We start from the raw sequence: 11,324 nt of genomic DNA, 5'->3' as shown, positions 1-11,324 counted from the left end.
GCCTCATACTCCATGTTCTCGATGCCGGAGGGGTACAGCGCGCCGCCATGGATGCGCGAGAGCAGCCGCTGGTCGCACAAATCGTTGAGGTCCTTGCGTATGGTCTGCGGCGTCACATTGAAGTGGTTGGCCAGATCATCGACCAGCACGCGGCCGTGATCCTTGGCCATCTGGATAATCTCGGCATGGCGCGGCGACAGATACATGGGCAACCTCCCGTTTTCGTTTTTCTTGTCTATAGTCGAAAACGAAACCGATGAAAAGGCAGAAGCCGGCTAACGAAATCAGCGACCCAGGCCACGTGCGATTTCAGTAATCACCACAAAAGCCGTTTCGACATCGGCGGCGGTCGCCTCGAACTGTCCGACCTGGAACCGGATTGCGATCAGTCCATCAACCTTCGTCTGCGTCAGGTAGATGCGGCCATCGTCGTTGATCGCATTGACAAGGCGCAGATTGTGCTCGTCCCCGTCGGTTGCGGTCTTGTGCCGGAACGAGAACAACGACAGCATCGGTTCGCTGACGATCTGGAAATCCGGCTCCCTTGCCAGCCGCGCCGCCAGCCCTTCGCTCCACGCGACATGATTGCGGATCATCGTGCGCAGGCGTTCCAGGCCATGGGCGCGCAGCAGGAACCATAATTTCAACGCGCGAAATCGCCTGCCGAGCGGTACCGACCATTCGGAATAGTTGATGATGCCGTCATGACCGTGCGTCTTCAGATAATCCGGCTTGATGGCCAGCGTCCTGACATGGCTTTCAGGGTCGCGCAGGAACTGGATCGAGCAGTCGAACTGAGCGCCCAGCCATTTGTGCGGATTGAAAACGATCGAATCGGCGCCTTCGACGCCTGTCCAGAAATGCCGATATTCCGGACAGATCATCGCCGATCCCGCCCAGGCGGCATCGACATGGAGATAAAGCCCATGCCGCCGTGCCACCTCGGCAACCGCAGCAATGTCGTCGGTGCCGCCAGTGCTGGTGCCGCCGACGCAAGCGATGATGCCCGCCGGCAGCATGCCGGCTTCCCGGTCGGCGACGATTGCCGCCTCGAGCGCGGCCGTGTCCATGGCGCGAAAGCGGCCGCTGACGGGAATGCGCACGAGATTGTCCTCGCCGATGCCGGACACCCAGATCGCCCGGTCGATCGACGTGTGCACCTGGTCGGAGGAGTAGATGCGCAGCCGCGCCTGCCCTGCCAGGCCCTGTTTGTTGCCTTGCCAGTCGAGTGCCCGTTCGCGCATGGTCAGCACCGCGGCCAACGTCGCCGATGAGGCTGAATCCTGGATTACGCCCGAGAAGCCTTCCGGCAGACCGAGCGCCTGGCGCATCCAGTCGACGGTGCGCGTTTCGAGTTCGGTCGCCGCCGGCGACGTCTGCCACAGCATGCATTGCGCGGCCATCGCCGAAACAAGATATTCCGCCACCACCGAAACCGGCGCCGCATTGGCCGGGAAATAGGCGAAGAAGCGCGGATGCTGCCAATGCGTCATTCCCGGCAGGATCTTCTCTTCGAAATCGGCGAAGATCCGGTCCATCGGTTCGGCGTCTTCGGGCGGCGAAACCTCGATGCTTCTGGAAACGGCGCCGGGTTCTACCAGTGGCCGCACGGGGCGGTCGCGCAGATTGTTGCGATAGTCAGCGCCCCAGTCGGCGGCGCGCCGCGACCATTGCCGGAAATCATCATTGTTCATCCTGTCCTCCCGACATGATCCATCGCTACCATCCGTCGCGGTTGGTCTCTTATTAATTAACGCGTGAAATATATGCAACCAGCAAGAGATGCCGCACGCCTCAGCCAGGGAAATCCGGCAAGCTGGCAAAAGCCGTCTTCAGCGCATTCGACCAGCCGTCGGAGATCGTACGGTAATACTGGTCGTCCTGACCGATCCGCTTCTTCAATCCGACCTTGAAAGCGTCCTTCTCCAGGAAGAGCAGGTCGAGCGGCAAGCCGACAGACAGGTTCGACTTCAACGTCGAATCGAACGACACCAAAAGCAGCTTCACCGTCTCGGCGAGGCTCATCGTCTTTTCGTAGGCGCGGATGATGATCGGCTTGCCGTATTTGGTCTCGCCTATCTGGAAGAACGGCGTGTCATCGGTCGATTCGATGAAATTGCCTTCGGGATAGATCATGAACAGGCGCGGCTCGCTGCCCTTGATCTGACCGCCGAGGATGAAGGACGCATTGAAATAGGAATCCGCCTTCTCGCCAGCGGGTGACGAATTGGCGATGACCTCCTTGACCGTGTCGCCAACAATGCGGACCGTTTGGTACATCGAGGGCGTTTCGAGCAGTGTGGAATGTCTTTCGGAGATTGCCTTGGTGCGCTCGTCAAGCAGGCTGACCACGGCCTGCGTCGTCGCCAGATTGCCCGCCGACATCAAAACGATGACGCGTTCGCCCGGCTCTTCCCAGACATGCATCTTGCGAAAGGTGGAGATGGAATCCATGCCTGCATTGGTGCGCGTGTCGGACATGAACACGAGCCCGCGGTCGATCTTCAGGCCAACGCAATAGGTCATGGAATCTCTTCTAGAGCAATTCCAGGAAAAGTGTGAAGCGGTTTTCCGTCCGGAATTGCGTTAAAACAAGGGGATAGAGCGGTTCGGCGTTTCCTTGAAACGATGAATCGCTCGGCAGCAATCTTGCGAGGATTACTGCTCCACCGTAACGGTGACCGCAAGCTGTTCTTCCGCCTGTCCCAGCCGAATTCCCGACACCGGCGTCGCGTCGCGGTAATCGCGGCCCGTCGCCACCTTTACATAACGCTCGTCGGGCGAGATGCCATTGGCGGCATCGAAGGCAACCCAGCCGAGACCCGAAACATGCGCTTCGGCCCAGGCATGGCTTGCGGCCTGCTCGACCGTCGCATCCAGCATCAGATAGCCGCTGACATAGCGGGCCGGAAAGCCCATGGCGCGGGCGGCGGCGGCAAAGATATGGGTATGATCCTGGCAGACCCCGGTCTTGAGCGCCAAGGCTTCCTCCGCCGGCGTCGTCGCATTGGTGGTGCCAGGCGTGTAGACAACGCGCTCGCCGATGACAGCCATCAGCCGGTGCAGCCGTTCGATGTCGCTGCCCTTGCCAACCGATGCGGCGAGTTCGCGGATACCGCTGCCGATCACCGTCAATGGTGTCTCATGGCTGTACAGCCAGAGCGGCGTGAAGCCCTGGTGTGGCCCCGAGACGCCCGCGGTGTCGCGCGTCACCACTTCGCCCGACGCCTCCACCGTGATGAAGTCGCGCTCGCCCTCGACGCTCAACAGCCTTGTGTCGTTGCCGAAATGGTCGACAAAGCGGACCTCTTCGCGCGCGCCTTCGATCGCCAGAGCCCAGGACAGAACGGTCTGCGTCGACCCGCTGACTGGAAGCAGCCGCAGCCGCTGCAACAGATAGTGCACCGGCGTATCGTAACGGTACTCAGTTCGGTGGGTAATCTTCAGCCGCATGCTTCTATTCCGTTTGTGAGCACGATCTCCGGACAAACGGTTTCCGTTTGTCTAAGAAAACCGGCTCCACCTTTCGGGACCATGCTCAATTGAACCGATAATCTTGTGCGATTTCGTCGCCCAGCTTGGTGTTGTCGCGAATGAAATTGGCCAGGAATTCATGCAGCCCGGTATCGAAGATATCCTTGATCGACCCGGCTCTCAGCATTGTCTGCGTCTTCTCGGCCGTTGCGTGGCAGGCATGGCGCTCGCCGTAATCGTCGCCGAGGAATTTCAGATGCTCCGACAGGAAGCGATAGCAGAACATCAGCGAACGCGGCATGCGGACATTGAGGATCAGATAGTCGGCAATGTTGGTCGGCTTGTAATCAGCATCGTAGACCCAGCGATAGGAGCGATGCGCCGAGACCGAACGCAGGATCGATTCCCACTGATAATTGTCGAGCGTCGAGCCAACCCAGGAGATCGACGGCAGCAGCACATAATATTTCACGTCGAGGATGCGCGCCGTGTTGTCGGCGCGCTCGACGTAAGTGCCGAGTTGCGAGAAGTCGAAGATCTCGTTGCGCAGCATGGTGCCGTAGAACGAGCCGCGGATCAGCGCCGTCTCGCGCTTGATGGCGTCGAGCACGCTTGGCAGGTCGCGCTCGTCGATCGGCTTGGCCAGCATCCGCTTCAGCGCCATCCAGGCTTCGTTGATGCTTTCCCAGGTCTCGCGCGTCAGCGCGGTGCGCACCATGCGGGCATTGTTGCGGGCTGTCTCGATGGACGACATCGTGCTCGATGGGTTCGACGTGTCGCGCAACAGGAAGTCGGCGACATTGGCGGCGGTATAGTCGGAATATTTCTGGCTGAAGGTGACGTCGGAACCAGCGCTGAGCAGCACCGAATTCCACTCTTCCGAGGCGCTTTGGGTGCGGGTCAGCGCCATGCGCAGGCCGGCATCGACCAAGCGCGCCATGTTTTCCGCCCGCTCGATATAGCGGTTCATCCAATAGAGCCCGTTTGCGGTGCGGCCTAAAAGCATGAAGTGGCCCTTCGGGCTAGTGAGTAGCGAATAGTGAGCAGTGAATATTAAGCAATTGAATCTCAATGAAATATGGCATTTCCTGTCCCTCTATTTCCGCTACTGACTACTGACTATTCCCTACTCACTCGTCTCAATCATCCAACACCCAAGTATCTTTCGTCCCGCCGCCCTGCGACGAGTTCACAACCAGCGAACCTTCCTTCAACGCGACGCGTGTGAGGCCCCCAGGCACGATCTGGATGCGGTCGGAGACCAGCACATAGGGCCTGAGATCGACGTGGCGCGGCGCCAGCCCTTTTTCCGTCAGGATCGGGCATGTCGACAGCGCCAGCGTCGGCTGGGCAATATAATTCGATGGCTTGGCCGCCAACTTCTTGGCGAAGGTCTCGCATTCCTTCTTGGTTGCCGCAGGCCCGACCAGCATGCCGTAGCCGCCGGAACCGTGCACTTCCTTGATCACCAGCTCGTCGATGTGTTCGAGCACGTATTTCAGGCTGTCGGGCTCCGAGCAGCGCCAGGTCGGAATGTTGCCCAGGATTGCCTTGCGACCGGTGTAGAACTCGATGATCTCGGGCATGTAGGAATAGATCGCCTTGTCGTCGGCTATTCCGGTGCCCGGCGCATTGGCGATGGTGATGTTGCCGGCGCGATAGACATCCATGATGCCGGGTATGCCAAGTGCGGAATCCGGACGGAACGTCAACGGGTCCAGGAAAGAATCATCGACGCGGCGGTAGAGCACATCGATCTGCTTGTAGCCTTCCGTCGTGCGCATGGCGACATGGCCGTCGACCACGCGCAGGTCCTGGCCTTCGACCAGTTGCACGCCCATCTGGTCGGCAAGGAAGGCGTGTTCGAAATAGGCGGAATTGAAGCTGCCGGGCGTCAGCACCGCAATGGTCGGCGCACCTTTGGTGCTTTGCGGCCGCACCGCCGCCAGCGACTGGCGCAGAAGCTGCGGGTAGTTTTCCACCGGCCGCACCTTGATCTTCTGGAACAGCTCGGGGAACAGCTGCATCATCGTCTCGCGGTTCTCCAGCATGTAGGAGACGCCGGACGGCGTGCGCGCATTGTCCTCCAGCACGTAGAACTCGTCCTCCGAGATGCGGACGATGTCGACGCCGATGATGTGGGTATAGACGCCGGCCGGCGGCCTGACCCCGATCATCTCCGGCAGGAATGCCTCATTCCTGGCGATCAATTCCCTGGGTACGCGCCCTGCCCGCAGGATTTCCTGGCGATGGTAGATGTCGTCGAGGAAGGCGTTCAGCGCCTGCACGCGCTGCTCGATGCCCTGCGTGAGGCGCCGCCATTCATTGCCTGAAATGATGCGGGGAACGATGTCGAACGGGATCAGCCGCTCGGAGGCTTCTTGCTCACCATAGACGGCGAAGGTGATGCCGGTCTTGCGGAAGACGCGCTCAGCGTCCTGCATCTTCTCGGTCAGCCTGGCTGGATCCTGCTCCTTCAGCCAGCGATCATACGCCGAATACGGTCTTCTCAATCCGGAGACTTCCGGAAGCATTTCATCGAACGCTGCCAATCGCATACTCCCCTGTGACGCCATTTCACTGGCGTCGCCGGAGAAAATCAAGCGCAATCGGTGATTTGGGAGATACGGGCGATCAGTATGTTGCGCCTGCCTAAAATTGAGGCAGCTGAAATATGACCTTGATCAGCCTTTGCCTCGTGCCCGGGCAAATGCGTTTACCAGCTAGAAAGCACGGAACGTGACGACGGTGAACGTGTCCTTGATGCCGGGGAGAATCTGCACCTTTTCGTTGACGAAATGGCCGACGTCTTCCTCGTCGTCGACATAGAATTTGGCGAGCAGATCGTAGTTGCCGGCGGTGGAGTAGATTTCCGAGGCGATCTCGGCATCGGCAAGCGCGCTGGCAACCTCATAGGATTTGCCGAGCTCGCATTTGATCTGCACGAAAAACGCCTTCATGGCTTCGTCCCGCTAAACGTCCAAGTCCAGCGGCCCTTCTGGCAGACTGGAGGCGGGCTTTCAAGCGCTGGAATTCGTACTCTGCCGGCCCAGGCCTGGGCTGCGACCTGCCGCAGCTCTCCGCCAGCATGCAACCTGCCGCCGAGCGCCAGCGATTATTCGCGATCGCTGAAACCGCGATGCGCTGCCAAGCGTATGTTATGATGCGTCTTCGGACAGCACCATTTCAAGGGAAGATGTTTCGCGGGACAACGGAGACAGGCCATGCGCCGCGCCTTTTTCGCATTCGCAGTCGTTCCATTCCTCTGGGTGTCGTCGGCATTGGCCGGCGATGCCGAGATCAAGGCAGGCCAGTCCGTCATCGACGGTCAGCTAAAGGCCCTCATCGCCAATGACGGCGCCACCGCCTACAGCTTCGCCGCCCCGAATGTGAAGCGGATCTTCCCGACCGTCGATGCCTTCATGAACATGGTGACCAACGGCTATCCGCCGGTGCGCAAGCCGCAGACTTATTCCTTCGGCAAGGTCGAGGAGACCGGTCCGGGTTCGATCGTCCAGCAGGTGCTGATCGTCGGCCCCGATGGCAAGGATTACGAGGCGGTCTATACGCTGCAGCAGCAGCCCGACGGCACGTTCCAGATCACCGGCTGCAGCCTGCGCGCCTCGAATTCGCTCAGCACTTGAGGCCTTACAGCAACGGGATATCGCCCCTCGCCCAGCCCTCGGTGATTTCGGCGCCGCGCGCCTCGAAGGTGCCAGCCTCGATCGCAGCGCGGATGTCCTGCATCAGTTTCTGGTAGTAGGACAGGTTGTTCCACGTCAAAAGCATGGCGCCGAGCGCTTCCTGCGAGCGCACCAGATGATGCAGATAGGCGCGTGAGTAGTCCCGGGCGGCCGGGCAGTCGCTTTCCTCGTCGAGCGGCCGCGGATCGTCGGCATGGCGGGCGTTGCGCAGATTGACCTTGCCGCGCCTTGTATAGGCGAGGCCGTGGCGGCCGGCCCGTGTCGGCATCACGCAGTCGAACATGTCGATGCCGCGCGCCACCGATTTCAGGATATCGTCAGGCGTGCCGACGCCCATCAGATAGCGCGGTTTGTCCGCCGGCAGCTCCGGACAGGTGATGTCGAGCATCTCGAGCATCACCGCTTGCGGTTCGCCGACGGCCAGGCCGCCGACCGCATAGCCCTTCAACTCCATCGCGCTCAGCGCCTGCGCCGATCGCACCCGCAGCGCTGCGTTGTCGCCGCCTTGCACGATGCCGAACATCGCCTTGCCCGGCTGGTCGCCGAACGCCGTCTTGCAGCGCTCGGCCCAACGCAGCGACAGCTCCATGGCGCGCTCGATCTCCTTCATTTCGGCCGGCAGCGCCGTGCATTCGTCGAGCTGCATCTGGATATCGGAATCGAGCAGTCCCTGGATCTCGATGGACCGCTCCGGCGACATCTCGTAGGCGGCGCCATCGATATGCGAGCGGAAGGTGACGCCCTTTTCGGTCAGCTTTCTCAGCTTCGACAGCGACATGACCTGGAAACCGCCACTGTCGGTCAGGATCGGATGCGGCCAGCGGGCGAATTCATGCAAGCCGCCGAGCCGCGCCACACGCTCGGCGCCTGGCCGCAGCATCAGATGGTAGGTGTTGCCAAGGATGATGTCGGCGCCGACGCCGCGCACCTGGTCCATATACATCGTCTTGACGGTACCGCCGGTGCCGACCGGCATGAAGGCCGGCGTGCGGATTTCGCCGCGCGGCATGTCGATCACGCCGCGCCGCGCCTTGCCGTCGATTGCCAGAACCTTGAAGCTGAACTGCTTAGCCATTGAATTCCTTGTCGTGGATCGGGGCGTCCGGCGCCTGATTGTCGAGCGACTGGCGGTAGTGGATGCAGCCGCGCATGAATTTTGGCCAGGGCGGCACGGCGATCGATGGTTCGGTTTTTTCCGGCAGCAGGTCCCACAGATCGGGGTGATGCCAGCACAATTCATGGCCGGTGGAATCGCGGTGCTGGCGAATGCCGGCGCGCAGTTTTTTCACTTCCGCGATCAGCGCATCGCGGTCCAAGGCTTGCAGATCATCGTCCATCGCTCGTCTCCGCTCGGAAAAGCAGGCTTGCGTCGCCATAGGAATAGAATCTGTAACGGTTCTCGATCGCATGGGCATAGGCCGCGCGCATCGTGTCGAGGCCGCTGAAGGCCGAAACCAGCATGAACAGAGTCGAGCGCGGCAGATGGAAATTGGTCATCAGCATGTCGGCGGTGCGAAAACGGTAGCCGGGCGTGATGAAGATATCGGTCGGGCCGGACCACGCAGCCAGAGTACCGTCCTCACGCGCCGCACTCTCCAGCAGACGCAGCGAGGTCGTGCCGACAGCAACGATGCGCCCGCCCCTTGCTCTTGCGGCATTCAGGGCGTCCGCAGTGGCTTCGCTGACCGACCCGGTCTCGGCATGCATCTTGTGGTCGGCGGTGTCGTCCGCCTTCACCGGCAGGAACGTACCGGCGCCGACATGCAAGGTGACGAAGCGGCGTTCGACGCCTTTGGCGTCAAGCGCTGCAAAAAGCTCCGGCGTGAAATGCAGGCCCGCCGTCGGAGCCGCGACGGCGCCTTCCTCGCTTGCATAGATGGTCTGGTAATCGGCCCGGTCGCGTTCGTCGTCGTCGCGTTTCGAGGCGATATAGGGCGGCAGCGGAATATGGCCTACCGCGTGCAGCGCCTCGTCGAGGAACGGCCCCGACAGATCGAAGCCAAGCAGCGCCTCGCCGCCCTCGCCTTTCTCGATCACCGTGGCGTCGAGCTGACCGAGGAAACAGGAATTGCCGTCATGGCCGAAATGGATGCGGTCGCCGGCGGCAATGCGCTTGCCCGGCCGCATGAAGGCCAGCCAGCGGTCCGGCGCCATGCGCATATGCAGCGTGGCTTCGACCTGCGCCGTCGCCTCGCCCCGCCGCCTTATGCCTTTGAGTTGCGCCGGAATGACCTTGGTGTCGTTGAACACCAGCACGTCGCCGGCACTGAGCAAGGACGGCAGGTCGCCAACCGTCCGGTCCTCGAGCCCTTCGCCGGGCTTGACCAGAAGCATCTTGGCGCTGTCACGCGGCTGCGCCGGGCGGAGCGCGATGCGCTCCTCCGGCAGCTCGAAGTCAAAGAGATCGACGCGCATCAGTAGAGCCGGACGAGCAGCGCTCCGGCCAAGAGCAGCACCGCGCCGGCAACGCGTCCCAGCGAGATTTCACGCACCGCGACGCCGAGGAAGCCGACGCGGTCGATGAGCATGCCGGCCAGCAACTGGCCGGCGACCAGAAACGCCATCAGCGCGGCAGCACCTATGCGTGGCGTCAGGATCGTCGACAGCGTGACATAGAAACCGCCGAGCATGCCGCCGGCCACGAACAGCCAGGGCGCCGGCGCTTTCCAGTCGAGCGAGACCCCTTGCAGCTTCACCACCGTAACGGAGATAATGCCGAGCACGATCGCGCCCGACAGGAACGAAAACGCAGCCGCCGCGACCGGGAGACCCAGGCCGCGCGCCAGCTGCGAATTGATCGGCGCCTGAATGGCAATGAAGGCGCCGGATAGGATGCCGAGAAGCGACCAGACGACGCCCATCATTGTCGTTTGCCCTTACTTGACGTCGGCCGCGACCTTCAGCGACACGATCTTGTCGGGATCCTGCACCGGCTCGCCGCGCTTGATCTTGTCGACATTGTCCATGCCTTCGATGACCTGGCCCCAGACCGTGTATTGGCGGTTGAGGAAGGCGGCGTCGTCGAAGCAGATGAAGAACTGCGAATTGGCCGAGTTCGGGTTCTGCGAACGGGCCATCGAGCAGGTGCCGCGGCCATGGTTGGCGTTGGAAAATTCGGCCTTCAGGTCCGGCTTCTCAGAGCCGCCCATGCCCGCACGGGACGGCGCGAAGGAAGGCTTGCTCGAATTGCCGAACTTGACGTCGCCGGTCTGGGCCATGAAGCCTTCGATGACGCGGTGGAAGACCACGCCGTCATAGGCGCCTTCCCTAGCCAGTTCCTTGATGCGGGAGACGTGGCCCGGCGCCAGGTCGGGGAAAAGTTCGATGACGACCGTGCCCTTGGTCGTTTCCATGATGAGCGCGTTCTCGCGGTCCTTGATTTCGGCCATGTCAGATATCCTTTTGAGAAAACAGAGTTATTTGACAATTTTACTTGTCTGCGGCGATGCGCACCTTGATCATCCGGTCGGGGTCGGAGACCGTGCCGTTATCCGCCTGGTCGCCCTTCTTGATGTGATCCACCAGTTCCATGCCGCTGACGACATTGCCGACGATGGTGTACTGGCCGTCGAGCGGCGGTGCCGGAGCGAACATGATGAAGAACTGCGAATTGGCCGAATTGGGGTCCTGCGAGCGGGCCATGCCGACCACGCCGCGCTTGTAATGTTCGGTCTGCGAGAATTCGGCCGGCAGGTCGGGCAGGTCGGAACCGCCGGTGCCGACGGCCTCGGCGCTGAAACCCTTCTTCATATTGCCGAACTTGACGTCGCCGGTCTGCGCCATGAAGCCGTCTATGACGCGGTGGAAGGCGACGTTGTCATAGGCGCCTTGGCGCACCAGCTTCTTGATCTGCTCGACATGCTTTGGCGCCAGATCGGGCCGAAGCGCAATGGTGACGTCTCCGTCCTTCAGCGTGATGACCATGGTGTTTTCCGGGTCGGCGGCGAAGGCCGAGACCGATGCGGTCACAAGGCCGGCAAGCACAACGAGGAACGAGGCGAGCTTTTTCAGCTGCATATCTATCTCCGGAATCTTATTTCGCGAATTTGGCGGTGAGCGCACCGGCAACCGCCGCCGGCACGAAGGGGCGGATGTTGCCTCCCATAGAGGCAATCTGGCGGACAAGTGTGGCGGTAATGGGGCGCA

The 11,324-nt window shown here is 61.3% G+C and carries 14 protein-coding genes and 1 pseudogene; 1 reads left to right on the top strand and 14 read right to left on the bottom strand.

Annotated features, from left to right (window positions below; all coding sequences use genetic code 11):
* The 7 genes from EN914_RS09755 to EN914_RS09725 all read right to left on the bottom strand — a co-directional run.
* A partial coding sequence (locus tag EN914_RS09755; RefSeq protein WP_164778695.1) for a DeoR family transcriptional regulator occupies positions 1-206 on the bottom strand: 206 nt, incomplete at its 3' end.
* Between the two features lie 78 nt (positions 207-284).
* Positions 285-1,694 (bottom strand): aspartate aminotransferase family protein, encoded by a 1,410-nt coding sequence (locus tag EN914_RS09750; RefSeq protein WP_024503499.1) that lies wholly within the window; start codon positions 1,692-1,694, stop codon positions 285-287.
* Between the two features lie 100 nt (positions 1,695-1,794).
* Positions 1,795-2,526 (bottom strand): peptidase, encoded by a 732-nt coding sequence (locus EN914_RS09745; RefSeq protein ID WP_013531816.1) that lies wholly within the window; start codon positions 2,524-2,526, stop codon positions 1,795-1,797.
* A 132-nt stretch (positions 2,527-2,658) separates the two neighbouring features.
* Positions 2,659-3,453, bottom strand: coding sequence for a transglutaminase family protein (locus EN914_RS09740; protein WP_024503500.1), 795 nt, complete (start codon positions 3,451-3,453; stop codon positions 2,659-2,661).
* A gap of 85 nt (positions 3,454-3,538) precedes the next feature.
* Positions 3,539-4,480, bottom strand: a complete 942-nt coding sequence (locus EN914_RS09735) for an alpha-E domain-containing protein (RefSeq protein WP_024503501.1) — start codon at positions 4,478-4,480, stop codon at positions 3,539-3,541.
* Positions 4,481-4,613: 133 nt separating this feature from the next.
* Positions 4,614-6,026 (bottom strand): circularly permuted type 2 ATP-grasp protein, encoded by a 1,413-nt coding sequence (locus EN914_RS09730; RefSeq protein ID WP_024503502.1) that lies wholly within the window; start codon positions 6,024-6,026, stop codon positions 4,614-4,616.
* Positions 6,027-6,197: 171 nt separating this feature from the next.
* Positions 6,198-6,434, bottom strand: coding sequence for an Lrp/AsnC family transcriptional regulator (locus tag EN914_RS09725; RefSeq protein ID WP_010909609.1), 237 nt, complete (start codon positions 6,432-6,434; stop codon positions 6,198-6,200).
* Between the two features lie 264 nt (positions 6,435-6,698).
* Here EN914_RS09725 and EN914_RS09720 point away from each other — a divergent pair, with 264 nt between their 5' ends.
* A complete protein-coding gene (locus EN914_RS09720; RefSeq protein WP_013531820.1) occupies positions 6,699-7,118 on the top strand; it encodes a DUF4864 domain-containing protein in 420 nt (139 codons plus the stop codon).
* 4 nt (positions 7,119-7,122) lie between these two features.
* Here the strand turns inward: EN914_RS09720 and tgt are convergent, their stop codons facing one another.
* The 7 genes and pseudogenes from tgt to EN914_RS09685 form a co-directional block, all read right to left on the bottom strand.
* Entirely contained in the window at positions 7,123-8,253 is a 1,131-nt protein-coding gene (tgt, locus tag EN914_RS09715) for a tRNA guanosine(34) transglycosylase Tgt (RefSeq protein ID WP_024503503.1), read from the bottom strand.
* Positions 8,246-8,515, bottom strand: coding sequence for a hypothetical protein (locus tag EN914_RS09710; protein ID WP_024503504.1), 270 nt, complete (start codon positions 8,513-8,515; stop codon positions 8,246-8,248). Before EN914_RS09710 ends, tgt begins: the two co-directional genes overlap by 8 nt.
* Complete coding sequence (gene queA / locus EN914_RS09705; RefSeq protein WP_024503505.1) at positions 8,505-9,593, bottom strand: tRNA preQ1(34) S-adenosylmethionine ribosyltransferase-isomerase QueA; 1,089 nt, start codon at positions 9,591-9,593, stop codon at positions 8,505-8,507. Before queA ends, EN914_RS09710 begins: the two co-directional genes overlap by 11 nt.
* The gene (locus EN914_RS09700; protein WP_024503506.1) at positions 9,593-10,042 is read right to left on the bottom strand and encodes a DMT family transporter; all 450 of its coding nucleotides are present in this window, start codon (positions 10,040-10,042) and stop codon (positions 9,593-9,595) included. Before EN914_RS09700 ends, queA begins: the two co-directional genes overlap by 1 nt.
* Before the next feature lie 12 nt (positions 10,043-10,054).
* Positions 10,055-10,567 carry a peptidylprolyl isomerase gene (locus EN914_RS09695; protein ID WP_013531825.1) on the bottom strand — a complete coding sequence of 171 codons (513 nt, stop codon included), beginning with the start codon at positions 10,565-10,567 and terminating at the stop codon, positions 10,055-10,057.
* 40 nt (positions 10,568-10,607) lie between these two features.
* Positions 10,608-11,102, bottom strand: a complete 495-nt coding sequence (locus EN914_RS09690) for a peptidylprolyl isomerase (protein WP_224619653.1) — start codon at positions 11,100-11,102, stop codon at positions 10,608-10,610.
* A 109-nt stretch (positions 11,103-11,211) separates the two neighbouring features.
* Positions 11,212-11,324 (bottom strand): annotated as a pseudogene (locus EN914_RS09685) (phosphopantetheine adenylyltransferase); the annotation flags it as partial.

The sequence above is a fragment of the Mesorhizobium sp. M7A.F.Ca.CA.001.08.2.1 genome (assembly GCF_003998455.1).
GTDB classification, from domain to species: Bacteria; Pseudomonadota; Alphaproteobacteria; order Rhizobiales; family Rhizobiaceae; genus Mesorhizobium; species Mesorhizobium ciceri.
The sequence above is the reverse complement of the archived record's forward strand: the minus strand, read 5'-3'. Positions and strand labels throughout refer to the sequence as shown.